Raw genomic sequence first — 22,324 nt, 5'->3', positions numbered from 1 at the left:
CCGACCGGTCATCACCGTGAATAGATTGTTGCCTTATCCAGTGCAGGCCCTGAAGTTTTCCCGCGACCATCCGGCATTGGGATTTGCCCGACTCCCCCGGGCACCCTAGAATGCGCCGATGCGCGATGATCTCTCCCTTTTGCTGAACTCCCTCAACGATGCCCAACGCCAGGCCGTAGCTGCCCCCGTTGGCCGTCAGTTGGTCCTGGCCGGTGCTGGCTCCGGTAAAACCCGAGTGCTGGTGCACCGTATCGCCTGGTTGATCCAGGTCGAGAACGCCTCACCTCACTCCATCCTGTCAGTGACCTTCACCAACAAGGCCGCTGCCGAGATGCGTCATCGCATCGAGCAGTTGATGGGCATCAGCCCGGCCGGTATGTGGGTGGGCACCTTCCACGGCCTGGCGCACCGCCTGCTGCGGGCTCATTGGCAGGAAGCCGGCCTGAGCCAGACCTTCCAGATTCTCGACAGCGACGACCAGCAACGCCTGGTCAAGCGGGTGATCCGCGAGCTGGGCCTGGATGAACAACGCTGGCCGGTCCGTCAGGCCCAGTGGTTTATCAATGGCCAGAAAGATGAAGGCCTGCGTCCGCAACATATCCAGGCCAGCGGCGATCTGTTCCTGGCCACCATGCGCAGCATTTATGAAGCCTATGAAGTGGCCTGCCAACGCGCCGGCGTCATCGACTTCTCCGAATTGCTGTTGCGCGCCCTCGACCTGTGGCGCGACAACCCGGGCCTGCTGGCGCACTACCAGAAGCGCTTCCGCCACATCCTGGTGGACGAGTTCCAGGACACCAACGCCGTGCAGTACGCCTGGTTGCGCCTGCTGGCCAAGGGCGGCGACAGCCTGATGGTGGTGGGCGACGACGATCAGTCGATCTACGGCTGGCGCGGCGCGAAAATCGAGAACATCTACCAGTACAGCGACGACTTCCCGGACGCCGAAACCATTCGCCTGGAGCAGAACTACCGCTCCACAGCCGGGATTCTCAAGGCCGCCAACGCCTTGATCGCCAACAATACCGGGCGCCTGGGCAAAGAGTTGTGGACCGACGGCGGCGAAGGCGAAGCGATCAACCTGTACGCCGCCTTCAACGAACACGATGAAGCGCGCTACGTGGTGGAAACCATCGAAAGCGCCCTGAAAACCGGCCTGGCCCGCAGCGATATCGCGATTCTTTATCGTTCCAACGCCCAATCGCGGGTGCTGGAAGAGGCCTTGCTGCGCGAGCGCATTCCGTACCGTATCTATGGCGGCCAGCGCTTCTTCGAACGTGCTGAAATCAAGAACGCCATGGCCTACCTGCGCTTGCTGGAAGGTCGCGGCAACGATGCGGCGTTGGAGCGGGTGATCAATATCCCGGCCCGCGGCATCGGCGAGAAGACCGTCGAGGCGATTCGCGACCATGCCCGCCACAGCGATGTGTCGATGTGGGAAGCCATGCGCCTGCTGATCGCCAACAAGGGCCTGACCGGCCGTGCTGCCGGTGCCTTGAGCGTGTTTGTCGAGCTGATCGAGAACCTGGCCGCCAAGTGCATGGACATGCCCCTGCACCTGATGACTCAGACCGTGATCGAGCAGTCCGGCCTGATCGCCTACCACGAAGCGGAAAAAGGCGAGAAAGGCCAGGCCCGGGTAGAAAACCTTGAGGAACTGGTCAGCGCCGCCCGCGCGTTCGAAAACAACGAAGAGGACGAAGACCTGACGCCACTGGCGGCATTCCTCGGCCACGCTTCGCTGGAAGCGGGCGACACCCAGGCTGACGAGCATGAAGACAGCATCCAGCTGATGACTTTGCACAGCGCCAAGGGCCTGGAGTTCCCGTACGTGTTCCTGGTGGGCATGGAAGAAGGCCTGTTCCCCCACAAGATGAGCCTGGAAGAGCCCGGCCGCCTGGAAGAGGAACGCCGCCTGGCCTATGTGGGCATCACCCGGGCGATGCAGAACCTGGTGATGACCTACGCCGAAACCCGGCGCCTGTACGGCAGTGAGACCTACAACAAGGTGTCGCGCTTCGTACGTGAAGTGCCGAAAGGGCTGATTCAGGAAGTGCGCCTGTCCAACAGCGTCAGTCGCCCGTTCGGCGGCGGCCAGCAGCAGAACTCCAGCAGCATGTTTGCCGGTTCTGAAATTCCCGAGACGCCGTTCAGCCTTGGCCAGCACGTCAAGCATGCGGTCTTCGGCGAAGGCGTGATCCTCAACTTCGAAGGCTCCGGTGCCCAGGCTCGGGTGCAGGTGAACTTCGCCGAAGGCAGCAAGTGGCTGATGATGGGTTACGCCAAGCTCGAAGCAATCTGAAACAACTGCGGAACATGAAGGATGTTGGCCCGCCCTTGTATTTGGCAACGGTGGGGCCAATATCTGTACTAAGTCCTACAGACGATTCGGTATTGGCCCTACGCAAAAGCCCGAAACATTATGCCGCTGGCCACTGCCAACACACCTGTGCAACATGGCGCGCGTGCAATCCACAAATGGGAATTCCCTTTATGAAACGTTTTCTTAGCATCGCCATGGCGTTGTGCATCGGCCTGACGATGAGCCTCGACGCCAACGCCAAGCGCTTCGGTGGCGGCAAATCCATGGGTTCGGCTCCGAGCCACCAGACCAGCCAAATGGCCCCTGCCGGCGGCGGCATGGGCGGCGCAGCTGCGACCGCGGGTGCTGCCGGTGCCGCAGGCGCTGCTGCCAAGGCTGGCGGTGCTTCGCGCTGGTTGGGCCCTCTGGCCGGTATCGCGGCCGGTGGCCTGCTCGCCTCCATGTTCATGGGCGGCGGCTTCCAGGGCATGCAGATCTTCGACATCCTGATCATGGCGGTCATCGCCTTCCTGATCTTCCGCTTTATCGCCGCCCGTCGTCGCAAGCAGCAGGAGCACATGGCTCCAGCCGGCGCGCCGATGCAGCGTGAAGTGTTCGAACAGAAGCCTGCTGCCATGGGTTCGATCTTTGGGGGTTCGGCCGCACCTGCCGCTCGTCCGGTGATCAATGCGCCAGCCTGGTTCAACGAAGAGCGTTTCGTCGAAGCCGCTCGTGGCCACTTTCAGGCGCTGCAGCAACACTGGGACGCCAACGAAATGGACAAGATCGCCGAGTTCGTGACCCCGCAATTGCTGGAGTTCCTCAAGCGCGAACGGGCTGACTTGGGCGACGGCTTCCAGTCGACCTACATCGAAGACCTGAAAGTGCAGCTTGAAGGTGTGGATGACCGCGCCGACAAGACCATCGCCACCCTGACCTTCAGCGGCGTATCGAAGACCTCGCGGTTCGACCAGGGCGAAGTGTTCAGCGAAAGCTGGAACATGGAACGTCCACAGGGCGAAAACCAGCCTTGGCTGGTCGCCGGTATCCGCCAGAACGGCTGACCCCTGCACGCTTCGAGTGCGCTGTAACAAAAACCCCGGACTTGTCCGGGGTTTTCTATTTCACGGTTGCACTTATAGCGAGCTACTGTATAAAACGCCCCTATAAACCGCGCCATCTAGCAAGAGGATCCCGGCCGTGGAAGAAGTTATCGAACAATTGCGTGAAGCCAACGAACCGGTCCCGGTTCCTCTGGAGCTGCCTGACGAAGACCAACTGGTGGAGATTGAAGAAGAACTCTTCATCAATATTCCATTCGTCTTCAAAGAGTTTCTACTGACCGTCAGCGATGTGGTCTATGGCAGCCTTGAGCCGGTGACAGTCACCGACCCGGGCTCACACACCTACCTGCCTGACGTGGCCTCGACCGCCTGGGATCTGGGTGTACCGCGCGAATTAATCCCGATCTGCCAGGACGGCGACGACTACTACTGCGTCGAAGAAGACGGCACCGTGGTGCTGTGGTCCGGCGAAGAAGAACTCGTCACCGAAGAGACCTGGGAATCGGTGTGGCACTGGGCGCGGGACGTCTGGCTGGAAAGCTGAAACCCTGCACCACCCTGTAGGAGCGAGCTTGCTCGCGAAAATCGTCAACGATAACGCTGCCCTCCTGAGGGACGCGGCGCTCTCAGGCTTTTCGCGAGCAAGCTCGCTCCTACAATGTGTCCTTATGGTTATCCAGGGTCTCCAGCAAGGCGACCTGCATCCGCGTATGCACGCGGATGAACCACCGCCAGAGCACGGCGGCCACGGCGGCCGCTACCACGGCGATCAGCACCAGCAACTTGTTGGTCGGCAGGATACTGGCCGACAAGGCTGCCAATAGCAGGAAAATCACCAGCAGCGAAATAATCGGGATCACCTCGGCGATCACCCGGCGCACGCGCTGAGTGTGGCGCCCCGCCATTTCCGGCTTCACGCTCATCTCCGCCAGCAGCATCGACAGCGCCTTGAGCTTGCGGTACGCCGCAATCAAGAACGGCAGCGACAGCAGCAGCGCGCCACCCCAGATCAATGCTTTCTGCCAGCTCGGATCGCTGATCCAGCCTTCCAGATAACCGCCAATGCGCGCCGCAAAAAAGCTGCCGGCAAAAAAGATCGCCACCACCAGCGCCAGATTCACACCCACCTGCAAAATGATCTTGCGGATCATCGACGCCAGCATCGCACCCTCACCCTGGGGCTGAATGCTGCGCAGCCACTCGCCATACATCCCGAACACCCGGCTCATGCGCTTGGGCATCACAGCCGCTATCTTCAGCGACAGCGGGTCAGCGCCACGAATCAGATACGGGGTAAGCAGCGTGGTGATCGCAGACACCGCCACCGCCACCGGATACAGGAAATCGCTGGTGACCTGCAACGTCATCCCCAGCGCGGCGATGATGAATGAAAATTCGCCAATCTGTGACAGGCCCATCCCCACCCGCAGCGAGGTGCGGCCATCGTTACCCGCGATAAACGCCCCCAGCCCGCAGGACAACATCTTGCCCAGCACCACGGCCACGGTAATCACCGCGATCGGCCAGGCGTATTGCAGGAGGATCTGCGGGTCGATCATCAAGCCAATGGCAACAAAGAAGATCGCACTGAACATGTCGCGAACCGGTTCGATCAGGCGTTCAATCTTCAACAACTGCCGGGATTCGGCCATGATTGCGCCGATCAAAAATGCCCCCAGCACCATGCTGTATTCCAGCTTGACCACCAGCAGGCAGAAGCCGAAACACAGGCCCAGCACGGTGATCAACAGCATCTCGTTGCTTTCGAATTTGGCCACGTACTCCAGCAGGCGTGGCACCAGCAAGATCCCGATCACCAGCGCGACAATCATGAACAACGAGAGCTTGCCGACGGTGGAGAACACCTCGCCGGAGCTGACCGTGCCACTGACGGCGATGCTCGACAGCAGAGCGATGATGCCGATGCCGAGGATGTCTTCGACGATCAGCACGCCAAAAATCAGCTGGGCAAAGCGCTGGTTTTTCATCTTCAGGTCATTGAGGGCCTTGACGATGATGGTGGTGGAGGAAATCGCCAGGATCGCGCCCAGGAACAGTGAGTCCATGGTGTTCCAGTCGAACCAGCGGCCGATTTCGTAGCCGATCCAGATCATCAGGATGATCTCGAGGAACGCCGCGATAAACGCCGTGGCACCGACCTTGAACAGCTTGCGCAGGCTGAACTCCAGGCCCAGGCAGAACATCAGGAAGATCACCCCAAGCTCGGCCAGGGTCTTGATCGTGTCTTCGTCGTGGATCAGGCCAAAAGGCGGTGTGTGTGGGCCGATAATGAAGCCGGCGACGATATACCCCAACACCACCGGCTGCTTGAGCCGATGGAACAGGATCGTCACCACCCCGGCCACCAGCATGATCACGGCCAGGTCCTGGATAAAGCTGATGGCGTGCATGGCGAGGGGCTCCTTGAGGGTACTGGCGCTTTTCCCATTTCCACGCATTCACCCCGAAAGGTCGCAATGAACGGAAAGAAAAGTCTGCCTTGATCGTAAGAATTGCCCTTGAGGCGGGCTTTTGAAGGGTAACACCGCGACTTGCGACAGAAAGCCGGTGCAATATATGGAAACAGATCGCCCCGGGCGTGACGGCAAGCCGGGGCCCAGCGTCCCGTTATGAATGGCTCTGCAAAGATTCCAGCACCCGCAGAGGTGCCTCCCCACCCAATGCCTACAACCCGTGAGTGTGCTATGGAACCCGGAAACGCCCAGCTGTCGATGACCGTATTGATGACCCCTGACATGGCCAACTTTTCAGGCAATGTGCACGGCGGCACGCTGCTCAAATACCTCGACGAAGTGGCCTACGCCTGCGCCAGCCGTTATGCCGGCCGCTATGTGGTGACGTTGTCGGTGGACCAGGTGATTTTTCGCGAGCCGATCCATGTCGGTGAGCTGGTGACCTTCCTGGCTTCGGTCAACTACACCGGCAACACGTCGATGGAAGTGGGGATCAAGGTGGTCACCGAGAACATCCGCGAGCGTTCGGTGCGCCACACCAATAGCTGCTTCTTCACCATGGTCGCGGTGGATGACCAGCGCAAACCGGCCGCCGTGCCACCGCTGCAACCACACAACAGCGAAGACAAGCGCCGGTTTGTACAGGCCCAGCAACGTCGGCAGATTCGCCAGGAGCTGGAAAAGCGCTATCAGGAAATCAAGGCCGACGGGCCTTAAAGCCCTATGGGGGTTGCCTCGAAGCGAACCCGCGGATGGGCAATCCGGTCCTGGGCGCGCACCAGTTCCAGCTCATAGCTGGCGCATGCCTGAGTTTCCAGCAGCACTTCGTGCACCGCTGCAGCGGTGAACTCAAAGGCCGCCACCAGGCTGTCGCCCAACAACACCCGCGCCAGGAACAGGCCCGACGTCAGGTCACCCACGCCCACCGGCTGACGCGGGAACGCCAGCAACGGCCGGCGCAGGTGCCAGCTGCCTTCGGCTGTTACCAGTAGCATCTCGAAGGCGTCCGGCAGCTTGCCGGGATAATCCAGGTGCTTGACCAACACCGCTTTCGGCCCACGAGCCAGCAGCGCACGGGCCATGCCCAGGCAATCGAACAGCGACTGCGGCTTGCGCCCGGCAAAGCTGTCCAGCTCCAACTGGTTGGGGCACAGGAAGTCGGCCATCGCCGCCGCTTCGTCCAGCAGAAAGTCGCTGACCTCCTGGGGCACGATGCAGCCTTTCTCCGGATGGCCCATCACCGGGTCGCACAGGTACAGGGCCTTGGGGTTGATCGCCTTGATTCGTGCCACGCCGGTGAGGATCGCCCGCCCCTGGGCCGCACTGCCCAGGTAGCCCGACAGCACTGCATCACAGTTGCCCAGCTCGCCAATCGCCGCGATGCCTTCCACCAGCGCAGGAATTTGCTGCGGCGCCAACACTTCTCCCGCCCACTGACCATACTGAGTGTGGTTGGAGAACTGCACGGTATTGAGCGGCCACACGTTCACCCCGATCCGTTGCATGGGGAACACGGCGGCGCTGTTTCCGGCGTGGCCAAAGACCACATGAGACTGGATCGCAAGCAGATGGGGCGTACGTTTCATGCAGGGGATTTCCGTAAAGCGGTTGAATTTCTGGCTGCGCAGTATGCGACTAAACGCGGCCTGTACGACAGACCGGAGACGCAGTTAAGCTGGCCACACTTTGTTGGAGTTCATCGAATGCTGACCCTCGGAAATATCTTCGTGCTGATGCTGCTGGCGACCGGTGCCGCCTGGCTGTGGCACAACCACGGCCTGCGCGAGCGGGCGCTGGAACGGGTCAAGCAGCATTGCGCCAAGCTCGACATCGAGCTGCTCGATGGCGCCGTGGCGTTGAAGCGTATCGGTTTTGTGAAGGATGCCAGCGGTCGGCGGCGTCTGGCGCGGATCTACAACTTTGAATTCACCGTGACCGGCGAAACGCGGCACCCGGGGACCATCACCCAGTTCGGCGCCCATAGCGCGCAAATCGAGCTGGCGCCCTACCCGTTCGAAATCAAGACGCCACTGCCCAGCGCCGAGATCATCGAGCTAAGCCAGTGGCGCCAGGAGCATGGCAGCAGCAAGACCCGTCACTGACGGCAATCGGCTAACCCACGCTGTAACTGCGCAATGTCCTGCGCTTCACTGAAGATCAATTCGATACGCGAATCCCGGCGCCATTCGCTAGGCTGCCAAGCCAGCTCGGCGTTATCCACAGCGTTGGCCGACATCCAACCGTCGAGGCTGTGGATAACCAGTTTTGCCCGCCGCCAGCCCAGCGACTCCAGCCATTGCTGCAAGCGCTGCCGGTCGAATTGCTGGCTCGGATGCCAGCGCCAACCAATACTCCAGCCATCCTCCTGGCCCTGACTCAGGCAAATCGGCGCCGACGGATCCGTCCAGATGGCCGGCATTTGCCCCACGCCTTTGGGCACTTCGAAGTTATCCACAGCCGCTGCGGCTTGAGCGCTCAAACCCGGCAATTGCGCCAGGGATAGTTGCGCCTGCTGAGTCCAATAGATCGGCCGGTCAGGCAATTGCCCTTGAATCACCAGGCGCTGCGCATCACTCAGGGCTTCATTCTTGTTCAATACCAACAGTCCGGCGCTGGCCAATGCTTCACGTTGGGCATCAGGTAATGGCTTGCCCGCCGCCAACGTCTGGGCATCCAGTACCAACACGCACGGCTGCACCGCCAGCACCTGCTGCCAGGGCGCTTCCCGCAATTGCTTGAGCAGTTGAGCCGGATGCCCCAACCCGGACGGCTCTATAAACAGCCGGTCCGGCTTGGCCTTACGCAACAAACGGCCCAGTCCTACCTGGAACGGCGCACCGTTGACGCAACACAGGCAGCCACCCGCCACTTCCCCGAGGGCGATACCGTCGTCATCGCGGGTCAGCAACGCGGCATCCAGGCCAATCTGCCCGAACTCGTTGATCAACACCGCCCAGCGCTCGTTGGCCGGGCGCTGGGCCAGCAGGTGCTTGATCAGGCTGGTCTTGCCGGCGCCCAAGGGCCCGGCAATCACGTGGGTGGGAATGTTCTGCAGCATGGTGGACATCATTCAGACCGTGTAGAGAGGTTTGATCCTACCCGGTTACGCCAACCAATCCAGCGTCAGGATCAACCGTCGCTCATCCGCTTGCAGTTGCGGCGAGCGGTGGATCAGGCCAAAGCCTTCGTTGCCGTGCCATTTTTCGCCCTTGAGCAACGCCACTTCACCGCAGTGGATTTGCTCAATGCGCGCTTCCGGCTCCGCGCTCGCCTGGCTCAGGTGCCGCCGCTCCATCACGCCTTCGCGCAACCACTGGCTGCCGATACCGGCGTAAGTGGTGATCAGCCGCACCGGCACATGGTCCACGTGAAAACGCGGGCACATCGCCTTGTCCAGCAGCCGCAGGCGCACGCCGATGCGCTTGGCGCCCAGCAAACAGGCAAAGGCGCTGACCAGCCACGACACATCGGCGATAAAGCCTTCGTAACCTTCAAGGTCGCGGCTACCTGACGCAAAGTCCTGCAGGTTCGGCTCGGCGTCTTCGCTGTTCAACTCAACCACCAGCGACTCGGCCAACGGCTCATTGAGCGCCACCAGCAACGCGCCGAACTCGGCGATGTGCAGCGGCAACTGACGCTGCCACACCGCGAGATTCACGCCATCTTCAAGGATATCGGTGAGCACGGCCGGGGTTTCACCATGAGTCTGGCGAATCACCGGGCGCAGTTTCAGGGTCGGTGCCAGCATCAGGCAGCCTCTTCGAACCAAGGGCCAAAGGGATCAGCCAACAAGCGCCAGCCTTCGACGCCTGTGGCCATTTCATCATCGTTGAGCAGGCAGGCATCCAGTTCGGCGGTCATCTGCGCGAAGTCGATGTTCTGGCCGATAAACACCAGTTCCTGGCGGCAATCGCCGGTACTCGGCTGCCAATTGTTCATGATCGCGGCGACACCTTCCTCGTCCTGCGGCCACTGGGTTTTCGGCACAAAACGCCACCAGCGCCCGGCGAAACCATGGCGCATCAGGCCGCCGGCCTGGGACCAACTGCCGGCGTCCTGATGTTTACTGGCCAGCCAGAAAAAGCCCTTGGAGCGCAGCAGTTTTCCATTCACCCAAGGCCGGTCGATAAAGTCGAAAAACCGCTGCGGATGAAATGGGCGGCGGGCGCGATACGCGGTGGAGGCGATGCCGTATTCCTCGGTTTCCGGCACATGCTCGCCCCGCAATTCCTGCAACCAGCCCGGCGCCTGGGACGCGCGTTCGAAGTCGAAACGACCGGTGTTGAGGATCTTCGCCAGCGGCACTTCGCCCATGACCATCGGGATGATTTCCGCCTGAGCATTCAGCCGCTCCAGGATCGCCATCAACTCCTCGCGCTCGCGGCTGCTGATCAGGTCGATCTTGCTGATGAGGATCACGTCGGCGAATTCAATCTGCTCGATCAGCAGGTCGGTGATCGAGCGTTCGTCTTCTTCACCCAGGGTTTCGCCCCGCGACGCCAGGCTTTCGGCAGCCTGGTAGTCGAGCAAAAAGTTCATGCCGTCGACCACGGTGACCATGGTGTCGAGCCGAGCGATATCTGCCAGGCTCTGGCCTTCTTCATCGCGAAAGGTGAAGGTTTCCGCCACCGGCAACGGCTCGGAGATACCGGTGGATTCAATCAGCAGGTAATCGAACCGACCTTCCTTGGCGAGCTTTCCGACTTCCTCCAGCAAATCTTCGCGCAAGGTGCAGCAGATGCAGCCGTTGCTCATCTCCACCAGTTTTTCTTCGGAGCGATTGAGAGTGACGTCGCGCTGAACCTCACTGCCATCGATGTTGATTTCGCTCATGTCGTTGACGATCACCGCCACCCGCAGGTTTTCGCGGTTGCGCAGGACGTAGTTGAGCAGCGTGCTTTTACCGGCGCCGAGGAATCCGGACAGCACAGTAACGGGGAGACGATTGGGCATCAGGTATTCCTCATCAGGGTTGGCCGGTCAAATCGCCCGTTGATGGCGTTCGCGCAGCTCTTCACGTTCTTTGGCTTCGATACACAGGGTGGCCGTGGGGCGCAGCAGCAGGCGCTTGAGGCCGATGGGCTCACCGGTTTCACGGCACCAGCCGTATTCGCCGCGGGCCAGGTGTTCCAGGGCTTCGTCGATTTTGTCCAACAGCTTCTTTTCGCGCTCCAGCAGGCGCAGTTGCCATTGGCGCTGTTCTTCAGCACTGCCCACATCGGCCGGATCGCTGTTGGGTTCCTGTTCGCGCAGCACCATGAATTCAGCGTCGATGCGCACTTGCAGCTCATTGCGCTGGGCCAGCAACAGCTCGCGGAAGAAACCTTGCTGAGCTTCATTCATGTAGTCGGCGGAGGGTTGGGCGAGAAGGTCTTGTTCGGTCATTGGAGGTGGTTCACGGGTCAGGCTGTTTTTTAATGTTATAGTATAACAATGCAAATAAGCCAATCCCCCTTGCTCGTGACGACGAAGGGCGCAATGCTGGCAGCCGAATAACGCCCCGAGAGCCTCTATGAAATACCTGTTGTGCGCTGTGTTGCTGATGGTGGCGAGTCAGGCCAATGCCCAGGTTCCCAGCCTGTTGGCCAACTGCACCCGCAGCGCCAACCTGCTGGCGTGCGTCGACGCGCAGGGCAATGCCTACAGCGTCGCGACGGCGGGCAGCACCACGTATTTGCGGGGTTTCGAGGTGATCGGCAAACGCTACTGGGCACAGACCAACAGCCGCTACGGACAGCTGACGTTCTTTACCGGGTTGGCATCCGATGGTGAGGCGTGGGTGGGCTACACACGGCGAGTGGGCTGGACCACCATCAACCGGTTTTCCAGTTCCGGTGGTGCCAGCGCCACATTCACCTGCAGCCGGATTACCGGCTGTTAGACCTGGCCATTCTTCTGTTCCTGAACCCACGCCATGTAGCTGTTCATTGGCGGGTTCTTCTGGAAGTAGTTTTTCAACCCTTCAAATAAACCGTCTGCCACCGCCTGTTGATGGCGCGCGGTGACCAGCCGCTGGGCGTCCTGGGTGTTGGAGATAAATCCGGTTTCCACCAGGATCGACGGCACATCGGGCGACTTGAGTACCGCAAAGCCGGCCTGTTCCACGCGTTTTTGATGCAGCGAGGTGATGCTTTGCAGGCTGCCCAGCACCGAACTGCCCAGTTGCAGGCTGGAGGCGATGGTGGCGTTCATCGACATGTCGAGAATGACGCCGGCGAGCATCGGGTCTTTGTCCTTGAGGTTGAGCAAGGTGGTGGCGCCCAGCAGGTCGGCGCCGTTCTCCCGCTGTGCCATGAACCGCGCGGTGGCGGACGTCGCACCGCCTTCAGACAACGCATAGACAGAAGCGCCTGACGCCGTGAGCCGTGGCGCCGCATCGGCGTGCACCGAGATAAACATGTCGGCCTTGTGCTGACGGGCGATGTCCACGCGTTTACGCAGCGGCACGAAGAAGTCGTCGTTGCGCACCAGCTTCACATCGAAGCCCTTCTCACGCTTCAAGCGCTTGGCCAGCAATTGGGCGATGGACAGCACCACGTCTTTTTCGCGCTGGCCCTTCGAGCCGATGGCGCCCGGGTCTTTACCGCCATGGCCGGGGTCGACCACCACGATGATGTCGCGCTTCGGATGCGCCTTGTCCACCGGCGGTGCCAGGGGCGCCGGTGCCGCGGCGATTTGCTGAGGTACACGGGTGGCGCTGGTCAGGTCCAGCACCAGGCGATGACCTTGGCCATCCTGGGGCGGCAGCAGAAAGCTGTTGAGCTGCATCGGCGCCTTCAAGTCCAGCACGATCCGCGTATCACCCTGGCCAAAGTGCCCCGAGCGAATCGAGGTAATGCCGCTGTTGGTCAGGGCCAGTTGGCTGAAATCCCCGGTCAACTTCGCGCCGCTCAAATCAATGATCAACCGCTCCGGCGCGGTCAGGGTGAAGGTCTTGTATTGCACCGGGCCGCTGAGATCCAGCACCAGCCGCAGCTTGTTATCCGAGCGCCACAGCCGTGCTTTGCGGATCTGCGCGGCAGATACACCAAAGGGCAGGGTGAACACCGCGCTGGCCAGCAGCAGGTTGAGGAGTTGACGTCTGTGCATGACTTACACCGCAAATAAAGGAGCGTCCGTACTCGACATGACTGAATAAAAGACAGAGCAGAAAAACTTTCGTCGATTCAATTGTAATAATATAACATGTCTTTTTATTTCCAACGATGGACTGCTCATGAACGCGCTGACTCTGCCCGATATCGCCGCGCAGGCTTCACGCCAAGCCTTGCCGCTGGATTGGGTGGGCATGTGCGGCATTGCCCTGCCCATTCAGATCGACGGCCAGCGCCTCAGCGCCAAGGCCGATGCAGGCGTCAGCCTGGACGACGGCGAAGCGCGTGGCATTCATATGTCTCGGCTTTATCTGGCGCTGGAGATGCTTGAACAGCAGCCGCTTACGCCAGCACTGCTGCGCAGTGTATTGCAACGTTTTCTCGACAGTCATGAAGGTTTATCCACAAATGCCTACCTGCGGATTCATGCGGATCTGCTGCTGAAGCGCCCCGCTTTGGTCAGCCCGCTGGCCGGCTGGAAAAGCTACCCGGTGAGCATCGAAGCCCGTCTGGAAAACCAGATGTTCCACGTGGAACTAAAAATTGACGTTACTTACTCTTCAACCTGCCCGTGCTCGGCTGCCCTCGCCAGGCAATTGATTCAGCAGCAATTTATCGAAGACTTCGGCAACACCCCGTTGCAACACGAGGACGTGCTGACCTGGCTGGGCAGCGCGAACGGCATCGTCGCCACGCCCCACAGCCAGCGCAGCAGCGCGCTGTTAAAGATCCGCCTTCAAGGCGACCAGCCAACCCTGCCGCTGACGCAACTGATCGACGAAACCGAAGCAGCCCTTGGCACCGCCGTACAAACCGCCGTAAAGCGCGCGGACGAACAAGCCTTCGCCCTGGCCAACGGGCAGAACCTGATGTTCTGCGAAGACGCCGCCCGCCGCCTGAACCTCGCCTTGAAACGCTCGGATGCGGTCATTGCCTTCCACTTGAAAGTGATCCACGCCGAAAGCCTGCACGCGCACGATGCCGTGGCTGAAAGCCGCTGGACGAGACCTACCGAATGATCACCTGCACCGCCCTGCGCTGGGGCGCTCCCGGCCAACCACTGACGCCCGCTGTCGACTTCACCCTGGAAAAAGGCAGCCTCACCGGCATCATCGGCGCCAACGGCACCGGCAAAAGCAGCCTGCTGAAAGTCATCGCCGGCTTGCAAAAGCCATTGGCCGGGAAAGTGACGATTGATGTTCCACGCCGGGGTGGCCTGTCGTTCCTGCCCCAGCAACAGAACCTCGACCGCCAGTTCCCCATCAGCCTGCAAGAGTTGGTGGCCGCGGGCTTCTGGGGCAGCAAGCAAACCCCGCAACAACGCACCGAACGCCTGAACGCCGTGCTCGAAGACTGGTGCCTCAGTGGCCTGGAGCATCGGCCGCTGATGGCCTTGTCGGGCGGCGAACTGCAACGCGCCCTGCTCGCCCGCATGAGTTTGGCCGAGTCACCGATATTGCTGCTGGACGAACCCCACGCCGCCCTCGACGAAGACGGCCAAGCGCTGTGCTGGAAACACATCCACGCCTGGCACGACGAAGGCCGCACCGTGGTCGTGGTGTGCCATGACCTGGGCTCCGTCCGCCAGCACACCCAGCAAGTGGTGCAGATCAAAAGCAGCGGTTGTGTGTTCGGCTCAAGCAAAGAACTGATCCGCCCCCAGCCACACATGCAGGTGGCCTGATGCACTTCGCCGTTCACCTGTGGATGCCGTTTCTCGACTTCGTTTTCATGCGCCGCGCGCTTGTCGGCGGGCTGGTATTGGCGTGCAGCACGGCACCGCTGGGGGTGTTCCTGATCCTGCGTCGCATGAGCCTGATTGGTGACGCGGTGTCCCACGGCATCCTGCCGGGCGCCGCCCTGGGCTTCTGGTTCGCCGGCCTGAGTTTGCCCGCACTGACCATCGGTGGCCTGGGCGCCGGCCTGAGCATGGCCGGCCTCGCCGCGTGGATCACCCGTCGCACCGGGCTGAAGGAAGACGCGAGCCTCGCCGCTATCTACCCAATCTCCCTGGCCAGCGGCGTGCTGATTCTTGGCCTCGCCGGCAAGCGCCTGGACCTGCTGCACCTGCTGTTCGGCTCGGCCCTGGCGGTCGACGGCCCGACCCTCACCGGCATGCTCTGGGTCTCCGGCTTCAGCCTGATCGCCATGGTGGTGATCTACAAACCGCTGCTGCTGGACACCCTCGACCCGCTGTTCCTGCAAACCGTCAGCCGCCTCGGCCCGTTGGCTCACGGCCTGTTCCTGACGCTGGTGGTGCTGAACCTGGTGATCGGCTTCCAGGCCATCGGCGCCTTGATGGTGGTCGGGTTGATGATGTTGCCGGCGATTGCTTCACGTTTCTGGAGCCGGCGCCTGCCGGTGTTGATCGCCATATCGGCGGTGCTGGGATGCCTGTCGGTGTGGCTTGGCTTGTTGCTGTCGTTCTACTACTCGCTGCCCAGCGGCCCGGCGATTGTGCTGGTGGCTGGCGGCTTGTACTTGCTGTCCGTGGTCTTCGGTCCGGTGCACGGCTTGTTGCGCCGCCCGCCTTTGCTTACATCCCAATGAGGTGTTTCCCGATGCGCGCTCTACTCGTTCTGTTCAGTGTGTTGCTGCCGCTGTCGTTCGCGACGGCCCAGGCTGCCGACAAGCTTCAGGTGGTTACCAGCTTCAGTATTCTTGACGACATGACCCATCAGGTCGGTGGCGATCATATCCAGATCAGCAACATGGTCGGCCCCGACGCCGACGCCCACACCTACGAACCGACGCCAGACGATGCAAAGGCCCTGCTCAAGGCCAAGGTCATCATCAAGAACGGCCTGGGCTTCGAGCCTTGGCTGGATCGCCTGGTCACCAGCACCGAGACCAAGGCGACGGTGGTCACCGCCAGTAAAGGCGTGCTGTCCCACACCATGGAAGAAGACGGCGAGACCATTCCCGACCCACACGCCTGGCACAACCTGGCCAACACCGTGATCTACGTGAACAACATCACCAAGGCGTTGATCGCTGCCGACCCGGCCAACAAGGCGGACTACGAGCACAACAGCCAGGTGTACCTGAAAGAAATCTACCGCCTGCTGGCTGAAGCCAAAGCCAAGTTCGGCGCCCTGCCACCGGGCAACCGTCGCATCGTGACTTCCCATGATGCCTTTGGCTACCTGGGCCAGGCTTACGGTATCGAGTTCCTGTCGCCTCAAGGTTTGTCCACCGAACGTGAACCGTCCGCTGCCGAAGTCGCCACGCTGATCACCCAGATCCGCAAGGACAAGGTCAAGGCCGTGTTCATGGAAAACATCAAGGACTCGCGCCTGCTCAAGCAGATCGCGGACGAAAGTGGCGCGCAAATCGGTGGCACGCTGTACTCCGACGCCTTGGCTGCGGAAGGCCCGGCCAGCACCTTTACCGGCCTGTTCGAATACAACCTCAACACCCTGTGCGCGGCCCTGAGCAAGCCATGAAGCTGAGCATGCTCGACCTGGAAAAGGCCGCCATCGGCAGCCGCTTTCCACTCGACCGCGTGCTCGACGCCCTGCCGTGGAACAGCGATGGCCTGATCGCCGCCATCGCCCAGCAACACGGCAGCGGCGAGGTGTTGATGCTGGCCTGGATGAACCGCCCGGCCCTCGAAGAAACCCTGGCCACCGGGCAGGTCTGCTACTGGTCCCGCTCGCGCCAGCAGTTGTGGCGCAAAGGCGAAACCTCCGGCCACTGGCAATTGCTGGTGGAGGCGCGCCTGGATTGCGACGGCGACGCCGTGTTGCTGATCGTCGATCAGCAAGGCCCGGCCTGCCACACCGGGCGCCCCACCTGTTTCTACAACGCCATCGACGGCCGCCACGTACACATCCTTACCGCGCCCCTCCAGGAGCCTGCCCCATGATCCGCAAGAACCCTTCCGGCGATCTGCCCGTGATTGCCGAATCGGCCTACGTCGACAAAACCGCAATCATCTGCGGCAAGGTGATCATCGGCGAAAACGTGTTTGTCGGCCCTTACGCGGTGATCCGCGCCGACGAAGTCGACGCCAACGGCGACATGGACCCGATCACCATCGGCGCCAATTCAAATATCCAGGACGGCGTGGTGATCCACTCCAAATCCGGCGCCGCCGTGACCATCGGCGAGTTCACCTCCATCGCCCACCGCTCCATCGTTCATGGCCCGTGCACTGTCGGCGACCGGGTGTTTATCGGCTTCAACAGCGTGCTGTTCAACTGCATCGTGGGTGACGGTTGCGTGGTGCGCCACAACTCGGTGGTGGACGGTCGCGATTTGCCCGCCGCGTTCTACGTACCCTCCACCACCCGCATCGGCCCCAATACCGACCTGTCCCAGTTCCCGCCGGTGAGTGTCAGCGCCTCGGAGTTTTCCGAAGACGTGGCGCGCACCAACGTCGACCTGGTACTGGGTTACAAAGCCCTGCAAAACGAGTTCTGACCATGAGCCGCCTGCTGATCCGCAATGCCCGCCTGGTGAATGAAGGCCAGGAATTCGAGGCTGACCTGCTGGTCGCCAATGGCCGCATCGAGAAGATCGCCAGCAGCATCGACAACGCCAATGCCACCCTGGAAATCGACGCCCAAGGCCAGTGGCTGTTGCCCGGCATGATCGACGACCAGGTGCACTTCCGTGAACCCGGCGCGCCGGACAAGGGCAGCTTCTACAGCGAGTCCCGTGCAGCGGTGGCCGGTGGCATCACCAGTTTCATGGACATGCCCAACACCAACCCGGCGACGTTGAACCTGGAAGCCCTGGCCGACAAGAAGCGCCGCGCGGCGCTGCATTCGGTGGCCAACTACGGCTTTCATTTCGGGGTGAGCAACGACAACCTCGACACCGTGGCCGCGCTGGATCCGCGCGAGGTGGCTGGCGTCAAAGTCTTCATGGGCGCCTCCACCGGCAATATGCTCGTGGACGATCCGAAGATTCTCGAGCGCCTGTTCGCCGAGGTGCCGACCATTCTCCTGGCCCACTGCGAGCACACGCCCAGCATCCACGCCAGCGAGCAACGGATGCGCGAGCGCTTCGGCGAGCACATTCCTGCCGTGGCTCACCCGCTGATTCGCGATGCCGAAGCCTGTTATCGCTCGTCGTCTTTGGCGGTGGAACTGGCCAGGCGGCATGGCACGCGCCTGCATGTGTTGCACATCACCAGCGCCCGGGAGTTGGTGCTGTTCGAAGACAAACCCCTGGCGGAAAAACGCATCACGGCGGAAGTCTGCCTGCATCACCTCTTGTTCGATGACCGCGACTACGCGCGCCTCGGCCACCAGATCAAATGCAACCCGGCCATCAAGACACGCGCTGACCGCAACGCCCTGCGCCTGGCATTGTTGAGTGATCGTCTGGATGTGATTGGCAGTGATCACGCGCCGCACACCTGGGCGCAAAAACAGCTGCCGTATCGTGAAGCGCCGTCAGGCTTGCCGTTGGTGCAACACGCCCTGCCGGCGCTCCTGGAACTGGTAGCCGACGGCTTGCTGCCGCTGACCACCCTGGTGGCGAAGACCAGCCATCGCGTCGCGGACCTGTTTGCGATCCCCGACCGTGGCTATCTGCGGGAAGGCTATTGGGCCGACCTGGTGTTGATAAAACCCGAACCCCAAGGCAAGCCCGTCAGCAGCCAGCCGATTATGGCCCGTTGCGGCTGGACGCCCTTCGCCGAGCGCAGCTTCCGGCACAGCGTCAGCACCACCCTGGTCTCCGGTCACCTGGCCTGGCACGACGGGCGCGTGCACGACAGTTGCCAAGGGTTGCCGCTGCACTTCCAGCGCTGAAGGGAATCAGGCACTGGCAATCTAATCAAATGTGGGAGCGGGCTTGCTCGCGAATGCGGTAGGTCAGTCGCCACATGTATTAACTGATCCACCGCATTCGCGAGCAAGCCCGCTCCCACATTTTGATCGGGGGTTTATCTTAGGTTAAGCGCGCGGTTTGACGGTGCCGCAGTCGTTGCCCAACCACTGCGCGTGAGTGTCCAGGCTGCCCTTCTGCTGAATGCCGGTAGCGTTGAAGGTGCCGTTCACCGTGGTGGTGAATTCCTGTTGGCTCTGGAACGTCGCCACGCCAGTGCCCTGGGCTTTCGGGCAGCTGAAGCGGAACTTCCACTGGTTGCCGGTCTTGTCCGTCACTTGCTGTTTGCAACCCGATTGCGGGTCCGTCAGCGGGATGGAATCGGACGCCACCTGGGCCGGGGTCAGGCACACCTGCACGCCTTTGCCGGCCATGGTGATGCCTTGCTTCTCAAGCATGGCGCGTTGTTCCGGGGTCATCTGTTGCTTGAGCTGACCGAGGATCAGCGACAAGTCCGGCAGGTCCTGGTTATCGACCTTCATATTGCTGGTGGTCAACTCCCACAAGCCCGGCGCCAGCATCTGCGCTTGCGCCGCCACGGGCAGCGTTAAACCAACAACCATGGCCAAACCAAGCAGACGAGCATTCATCGGGTAACTCCTGGGCAATTGTCGGCGTTAGACGCCGCAAAAGCGCCAGTGTTGCACAGCAAATAAAATAGCGACATTCGTGGCCGAACATGGTCTGTTAGGCACTTGTTCGTCAGGAGTACCGTTGTCCATGGATTTCTTTGGCCCGCACCTGCTCGCCTATTTCATTGCCACCCTGCATTTTCTGGGCTCCCTCGCTGCCATCCATGCGGTGCTGACCGTCAGGACCGCCCAAGGCTCGATTGCCTGGGCGTTGTCGCTGATGTTCATCCCTTACCTGACGCTGATTCCCTACCTGATCTTTGGCCGCAGCACCTTCGACGCCTACATTCAGGCGCGTCGCCAGGCCAACCAGGAAATGCACAAGGCGATCACCGAGCTGAACTGGCGCCCATGGGTCGAAGAGGCACTGGCCGCGCGTAATTCCCACGCCTACGCCTCGCTGCGGGCCATGCCGAAGCTGGGGCGCATGCCGTGCCTGGCGAACAACCAGGTGCGCTTGTTGATCAATGGCGAGGCCACCTTCAGCGCGATTTTCGAGGCGATCCGCTCGGCAAAAACCGCCGTGCTGTTCCAGTTCTTCATCATTCATGACGACGAGCTCGGCCGCCAACTGCACACCTTGCTCAAGGAAAAGGCCGCCGAAGGCGTCTCCATTTTCGTCCTGTATGACCGTATCGGCAGCCACGCCCTGCCCCATCGTTATGTGCAGTCACTGCGGGACGCCGGAGTGCAGGTCAAGGCATTCGCCACCCGCAGTGGCTGGCTCAACCGCTTCCAGGTCAACTTCCGCAACCACCGCAAGATCGTGGTGGTCGACGGGATTACCGGGTTTGTCGGCGGGCATAACGTCGGCGATGAATACCTGGGTAAAAAGCCGCCCCTGGCGCCATGGCGCGATACCCACGTGCAGGTCAGCGGCCCGGTGGTGGCGTGCCTGCAGGAATCCTTTGCCGAGGACTGGTTCTGGGCCGCGCGGGAGTTGCCGCCGCTGTTGCTGCCGGATACCTACCCGGATGACGGCGTACTCTGCCAACTACTCGCCAGCGGCCCGGCGGATCCCTACGAAACCTGCTCGCTGTTTTTCGTCGAGGCGATTCATGCCGCGACCGAGCGGGTGTGGATCACCAGCCCGTATTTCATTCCCGACGAGGCGGTGTTTGCGGCATTGAGGTTGGCGGTACTGCGCGGCGTCGACGTGCGCCTGCTGCTGCCGTCACGGCCGGATCATCGCATCGTCTACGCCGCTTCCAGCCTGTACGCGATTGAAGCCGTGCGCGCCGGGGTGCGGGTATTCCGCTACACGCCGGGGTTCCTGCATCAGAAGGTGGTGTTGGTAGACAGTGAGATCAGCGCCATCGGCAGTGCGAACCTGGATAACCGTTCATTCCGGCTGAATTTCGAAGTGATGTTGCTGACCGTGGATGAGACCTTCGCCAGCCAGGTAGAGCACATGCTGTTGGATGACTTCGCCCAGGCCCATGAAATCAGCCAGGAAGAAAGCCGCCAGACCCACCGCCTGCAACAGCTGGGCATGCGAATCGCGCGGCTTATTTCCCCCATTTTGTAATGGCTTGCACCGAACCAAATGTGGGAGCGGGCTTGCTCGCGAAAGCGGAGTGTCAGTCACTGAATGTGTTTCTGATACAACGCCTTCGCGAGCAAGCCCGCTCCCACATTTAGATCACCGGTACCATTGCTTACTGGTACAGGTCATCCCGCGTCCAAGGCAGCTCATGGCTACCATCGGCATGGGGTTTCACCGCCAGAATCTGGTGCAGGTTGATCCAGCCACGGGCAAATGCATACGCACAGCCGGCCAGGTACAGGCGCCAGATGCGCAAGGCCTGCTCCGGCACCATCCTGCCCGCCGCCTCCAGGTTGTCTTCCAGGCGCTCGCTCCAGTGGTCCAGGGTGCGCGCGTAATGCAGGCGCAGGCTTTCCACGTCGACCACTTCCAGCCCGACTTCGCTGATCTCGGCGGTCATCATTGCCAGGTGCGGCAGCTCGCCATTGGGAAACACATAGCGCTCGATAAAGTCCCCGGCGCCACGGCCCACTGGCCGGCCATCGGTGTGCTTGGCGGTAATGCCATGGTTCATCACCAGGCCGCCCTCACGCACCGCGCCGTAAAGAATCTTGCAGTACTCCGCCAGGTTGGCGTGGCCAACGTGTTCAAACATGCCCACGCTCACCACCTTGTCGAACCGGCCATCCTGGGGCAAGTCGCGGTAGTCGAGCAGCGTCAACTCAACCTGATCTTCCAGGCCTTCGGCTTTCACCCTTTCCTGGGCCAGTTCCAGTTGTTCCTTGCTCAGGGTAATGCCGAACACCTTGACCCCGAATTCCCGCGCGGCATAGCGTGCCAGCCCACCCCAACCGCAGCCCACGTCGAGCAGATACTCCCCCGGCTGCAGCCGCAATTTGCGGCACAGGTGGCGGAATTTGTCTTGTTGGGCTTGATCGAGGGATTCACTGCCGGTCTCGAAATACCCGCAGGAATAGGCCATGTCGCGGTCCAGCCACAGCTGGTAGAACTCGTTGGACAAGTCGTAATGGTAGGAAATAGCGGCTGCGTCGGTGGCCTTGTCGTGGATCGAGCGTACTGGACGAGTGTCCTCGTCGTCATTCACCAGGGCATGACTCAACTCGTCAACCACCCTGATCACTTCGGAAATGGAGCCTTCCAGCTCCAGTTTGCCCTCGACGAAGGCTTCGCCCAGAGAATCGAGCGTCGGATGGCTAAGCTTTGAAACCATCATGGGGTCCTTGACCACAATGGTGACACTGGGATCCGGGCCCAGGTTGAATTCATGGCCGTCCCAGAGTCGAAGACGCAGCGGTAGCTGAAGATTCTGTAAGGCCGGTGGAAGTTGCGCGAGCATGAGTAGTCCCCCCTTGTTTCAGACGTCTGAAATGAGGGTAGACCATCCACGGAAAAATTAGCAGGCTATCGAAA

General features: G+C 61.2%; 23 protein-coding genes. 14 read left to right on the top strand and 9 right to left on the bottom strand.

Annotated elements, in window-relative coordinates:
* Positions 1-118 precede the first annotated feature (118 nt).
* The 3 genes from uvrD to ACUN0G_RS13460 all read left to right on the top strand — a co-directional run bounded on the left by uvrD (position 119) and on the right by ACUN0G_RS13460 (position 3,910).
* Positions 119-2,302: a DNA helicase II gene (gene uvrD / locus ACUN0G_RS13470; protein WP_258342904.1), complete on the top strand. Its 2,184-nt coding sequence runs from the start codon at positions 119-121 to the stop codon at positions 2,300-2,302.
* 191 nt (positions 2,303-2,493) lie between these two features.
* A complete protein-coding gene (locus tag ACUN0G_RS13465; protein WP_258342905.1) occupies positions 2,494-3,366 on the top strand; it encodes a Tim44 domain-containing protein in 873 nt (290 codons plus the stop codon).
* Positions 3,367-3,502: 136 nt separating this feature from the next.
* Positions 3,503-3,910 (top strand): SMI1/KNR4 family protein, encoded by a 408-nt coding sequence (locus ACUN0G_RS13460; RefSeq protein WP_088421990.1) that lies wholly within the window; start codon positions 3,503-3,505, stop codon positions 3,908-3,910.
* Between the two features lie 109 nt (positions 3,911-4,019).
* On the opposite strand, the gene ACUN0G_RS13455 is transcribed toward ACUN0G_RS13460, so the two are convergent.
* The gene (locus ACUN0G_RS13455; RefSeq protein WP_445573644.1) at positions 4,020-5,777 is read right to left on the bottom strand and encodes a cation:proton antiporter; all 1,758 of its coding nucleotides are present in this window, start codon (positions 5,775-5,777) and stop codon (positions 4,020-4,022) included.
* A 294-nt stretch (positions 5,778-6,071) separates the two neighbouring features.
* Between ACUN0G_RS13455 and ACUN0G_RS13450 the strand changes: the two genes are divergently transcribed.
* Complete coding sequence (locus tag ACUN0G_RS13450) at positions 6,072-6,557, top strand: acyl-CoA thioesterase (RefSeq protein ID WP_076013223.1); 486 nt, start codon at positions 6,072-6,074, stop codon at positions 6,555-6,557.
* On the opposite strand, the gene pdxY is transcribed toward ACUN0G_RS13450, so the two are convergent.
* The gene (gene pdxY, locus ACUN0G_RS13445; RefSeq protein WP_445573643.1) at positions 6,554-7,426 is read right to left on the bottom strand and encodes a pyridoxal kinase PdxY; all 873 of its coding nucleotides are present in this window, start codon (positions 7,424-7,426) and stop codon (positions 6,554-6,556) included. The two genes, ACUN0G_RS13450 and pdxY, sit on opposite strands and share 4 nt — an antisense overlap.
* A 117-nt stretch (positions 7,427-7,543) precedes the next feature.
* Between pdxY and ACUN0G_RS13440 the strand changes: the two genes are divergently transcribed.
* Entirely contained in the window at positions 7,544-7,942 is a 399-nt protein-coding gene (locus ACUN0G_RS13440; RefSeq protein WP_017476780.1) for a DUF3301 domain-containing protein, read from the top strand.
* Here the strand turns inward: ACUN0G_RS13440 and ACUN0G_RS13435 are convergent.
* From ACUN0G_RS13435 to dksA, 4 genes are read right to left on the bottom strand one after another with little or no spacing between them, the layout of a single operon-like run.
* Positions 7,936-8,898, bottom strand: a complete 963-nt coding sequence (locus tag ACUN0G_RS13435) for a CobW family GTP-binding protein (RefSeq protein WP_445573642.1) — start codon at positions 8,896-8,898, stop codon at positions 7,936-7,938. The two genes, ACUN0G_RS13440 and ACUN0G_RS13435, sit on opposite strands and share 7 nt — an antisense overlap.
* A gap of 45 nt (positions 8,899-8,943) precedes the next feature.
* Positions 8,944-9,588: a DUF1826 domain-containing protein gene (locus ACUN0G_RS13430; protein WP_445573641.1), complete on the bottom strand. Its 645-nt coding sequence runs from the start codon at positions 9,586-9,588 to the stop codon at positions 8,944-8,946.
* Entirely contained in the window at positions 9,588-10,793 is a 1,206-nt protein-coding gene (gene zigA, locus ACUN0G_RS13425) for a zinc metallochaperone GTPase ZigA (protein WP_445573640.1), read from the bottom strand. The genes ACUN0G_RS13430 and zigA overlap by 1 nt, the downstream gene beginning before the upstream one ends.
* Positions 10,794-10,820: 27 nt before the next feature.
* Positions 10,821-11,225 (bottom strand): RNA polymerase-binding protein DksA, encoded by a 405-nt coding sequence (dksA, locus tag ACUN0G_RS13420; protein WP_177043646.1) that lies wholly within the window; start codon positions 11,223-11,225, stop codon positions 10,821-10,823.
* 127 nt (positions 11,226-11,352) lie between these two features.
* Between dksA and ACUN0G_RS13415 the strand changes: the two genes are divergently transcribed.
* Positions 11,353-11,721 (top strand): glutamine synthetase, encoded by a 369-nt coding sequence (locus tag ACUN0G_RS13415; RefSeq protein WP_445573639.1) that lies wholly within the window; start codon positions 11,353-11,355, stop codon positions 11,719-11,721.
* On the opposite strand, the gene ACUN0G_RS13410 is transcribed toward ACUN0G_RS13415, so the two are convergent.
* A complete protein-coding gene (locus ACUN0G_RS13410) occupies positions 11,718-12,929 on the bottom strand; it encodes an N-acetylmuramoyl-L-alanine amidase (protein ID WP_445573638.1) in 1,212 nt (403 codons plus the stop codon). The two genes, ACUN0G_RS13415 and ACUN0G_RS13410, sit on opposite strands and share 4 nt — an antisense overlap.
* A gap of 127 nt (positions 12,930-13,056) precedes the next feature.
* Between ACUN0G_RS13410 and folE2 the strand changes: the two genes are divergently transcribed.
* From folE2 to ACUN0G_RS13375, 7 genes are read left to right on the top strand one after another with little or no spacing between them, the layout of a single operon-like run.
* On the top strand, positions 13,057-13,953 hold the full coding sequence (gene folE2 / locus ACUN0G_RS13405) for a GTP cyclohydrolase FolE2 (RefSeq protein ID WP_445573637.1): 897 nt from the start codon (positions 13,057-13,059) through the stop codon (positions 13,951-13,953).
* Positions 13,950-14,618 (top strand): metal ABC transporter ATP-binding protein, encoded by a 669-nt coding sequence (locus ACUN0G_RS13400; RefSeq protein ID WP_421551193.1) that lies wholly within the window; start codon positions 13,950-13,952, stop codon positions 14,616-14,618. Before folE2 ends, ACUN0G_RS13400 begins: the two co-directional genes overlap by 4 nt.
* Positions 14,618-15,484, top strand: a complete 867-nt coding sequence (locus tag ACUN0G_RS13395) for a metal ABC transporter permease (RefSeq protein ID WP_445573636.1) — start codon at positions 14,618-14,620, stop codon at positions 15,482-15,484. The genes ACUN0G_RS13400 and ACUN0G_RS13395 overlap by 1 nt, the downstream gene beginning before the upstream one ends.
* Before the next feature lie 11 nt (positions 15,485-15,495).
* Entirely contained in the window at positions 15,496-16,380 is an 885-nt protein-coding gene (locus tag ACUN0G_RS13390) for a metal ABC transporter substrate-binding protein (protein WP_010168406.1), read from the top strand.
* The gene (hisI, locus tag ACUN0G_RS13385) at positions 16,377-16,802 is read left to right on the top strand and encodes a phosphoribosyl-AMP cyclohydrolase (protein WP_258342919.1); all 426 of its coding nucleotides are present in this window, start codon (positions 16,377-16,379) and stop codon (positions 16,800-16,802) included. The genes ACUN0G_RS13390 and hisI overlap by 4 nt, the downstream gene beginning before the upstream one ends.
* Positions 16,799-17,359: a gamma carbonic anhydrase family protein gene (locus tag ACUN0G_RS13380; protein WP_076013235.1), complete on the top strand. Its 561-nt coding sequence runs from the start codon at positions 16,799-16,801 to the stop codon at positions 17,357-17,359. The genes hisI and ACUN0G_RS13380 overlap by 4 nt, the downstream gene beginning before the upstream one ends.
* A gap of 2 nt (positions 17,360-17,361) precedes the next feature.
* On the top strand, positions 17,362-18,699 hold the full coding sequence (locus ACUN0G_RS13375; RefSeq protein WP_445573635.1) for a dihydroorotase: 1,338 nt from the start codon (positions 17,362-17,364) through the stop codon (positions 18,697-18,699).
* Between the two features lie 144 nt (positions 18,700-18,843).
* On the opposite strand, the gene ACUN0G_RS13370 is transcribed toward ACUN0G_RS13375, so the two are convergent.
* Complete coding sequence (locus tag ACUN0G_RS13370) at positions 18,844-19,365, bottom strand: DUF3617 domain-containing protein (RefSeq protein WP_258342923.1); 522 nt, start codon at positions 19,363-19,365, stop codon at positions 18,844-18,846.
* A 130-nt stretch (positions 19,366-19,495) separates the two neighbouring features.
* On the opposite strand from ACUN0G_RS13370, the gene cls reads away from it, so the two are divergent.
* The gene (cls, locus tag ACUN0G_RS13365) at positions 19,496-20,935 is read left to right on the top strand and encodes a cardiolipin synthase (RefSeq protein WP_258342924.1); all 1,440 of its coding nucleotides are present in this window, start codon (positions 19,496-19,498) and stop codon (positions 20,933-20,935) included.
* Between the two features lie 130 nt (positions 20,936-21,065).
* Here cls and cfaB read toward each other — a convergent pair whose 3' ends face one another.
* Complete coding sequence (gene cfaB / locus ACUN0G_RS13360) at positions 21,066-22,250, bottom strand: C17 cyclopropane fatty acid synthase CfaB (protein ID WP_258342925.1); 1,185 nt, start codon at positions 22,248-22,250, stop codon at positions 21,066-21,068.
* Positions 22,251-22,324: the final 74 nt, after the last annotated feature.

Source organism: Pseudomonas sp. 32A (assembly GCF_052682255.1).
Note: the sequence above shows the minus strand (reverse complement) of the source record. Positions and strands in the feature narration are given on the sequence as shown.

Coding starts and splice junctions, on each gene's coding strand:
- uvrD (WP_258342904.1), top strand. CDS start 119: ATGCGCGATGATCTCTCCCTTTTGCTGAACTCCCTCAACGATGCCCAA.
- ACUN0G_RS13465 (WP_258342905.1), top strand. CDS start 2,494: ATGAAACGTTTTCTTAGCATCGCCATGGCGTTGTGCATCGGCCTGACG.
- ACUN0G_RS13455 (WP_445573644.1), bottom strand. CDS start 5,777: ATGCACGCCATCAGCTTTATCCAGGACCTGGCCGTGATCATGCTGGTG.
- ACUN0G_RS13450 (WP_076013223.1), top strand. CDS start 6,072: ATGGAACCCGGAAACGCCCAGCTGTCGATGACCGTATTGATGACCCCT.
- pdxY (WP_445573643.1), bottom strand. CDS start 7,426: ATGAAACGTACGCCCCATCTGCTTGCGATCCAGTCTCATGTGGTCTTT.
- ACUN0G_RS13440 (WP_017476780.1), top strand. CDS start 7,544: ATGCTGACCCTCGGAAATATCTTCGTGCTGATGCTGCTGGCGACCGGT.
- ACUN0G_RS13435 (WP_445573642.1), bottom strand. CDS start 8,898: ATGCTGCAGAACATTCCCACCCACGTGATTGCCGGGCCCTTGGGCGCC.
- ACUN0G_RS13430 (WP_445573641.1), bottom strand. CDS start 9,588: ATGCTGGCACCGACCCTGAAACTGCGCCCGGTGATTCGCCAGACTCAT.
- zigA (WP_445573640.1), bottom strand. CDS start 10,793: ATGCCCAATCGTCTCCCCGTTACTGTGCTGTCCGGATTCCTCGGCGCC.
- dksA (WP_177043646.1), bottom strand. CDS start 11,225: ATGACCGAACAAGACCTTCTCGCCCAACCCTCCGCCGACTACATGAAT.
- ACUN0G_RS13415 (WP_445573639.1), top strand. CDS start 11,353: ATGAAATACCTGTTGTGCGCTGTGTTGCTGATGGTGGCGAGTCAGGCC.
- ACUN0G_RS13410 (WP_445573638.1), bottom strand. CDS start 12,929: ATGCACAGACGTCAACTCCTCAACCTGCTGCTGGCCAGCGCGGTGTTC.
- folE2 (WP_445573637.1), top strand. CDS start 13,057: ATGAACGCGCTGACTCTGCCCGATATCGCCGCGCAGGCTTCACGCCAA.
- ACUN0G_RS13400 (WP_421551193.1), top strand. CDS start 13,950: ATGATCACCTGCACCGCCCTGCGCTGGGGCGCTCCCGGCCAACCACTG.
- ACUN0G_RS13395 (WP_445573636.1), top strand. CDS start 14,618: ATGCACTTCGCCGTTCACCTGTGGATGCCGTTTCTCGACTTCGTTTTC.
- ACUN0G_RS13390 (WP_010168406.1), top strand. CDS start 15,496: ATGCGCGCTCTACTCGTTCTGTTCAGTGTGTTGCTGCCGCTGTCGTTC.
- hisI (WP_258342919.1), top strand. CDS start 16,377: ATGAAGCTGAGCATGCTCGACCTGGAAAAGGCCGCCATCGGCAGCCGC.
- ACUN0G_RS13380 (WP_076013235.1), top strand. CDS start 16,799: ATGATCCGCAAGAACCCTTCCGGCGATCTGCCCGTGATTGCCGAATCG.
- ACUN0G_RS13375 (WP_445573635.1), top strand. CDS start 17,362: ATGAGCCGCCTGCTGATCCGCAATGCCCGCCTGGTGAATGAAGGCCAG.
- ACUN0G_RS13370 (WP_258342923.1), bottom strand. CDS start 19,365: ATGAATGCTCGTCTGCTTGGTTTGGCCATGGTTGTTGGTTTAACGCTG.
- cls (WP_258342924.1), top strand. CDS start 19,496: ATGGATTTCTTTGGCCCGCACCTGCTCGCCTATTTCATTGCCACCCTG.
- cfaB (WP_258342925.1), bottom strand. CDS start 22,250: ATGCTCGCGCAACTTCCACCGGCCTTACAGAATCTTCAGCTACCGCTG.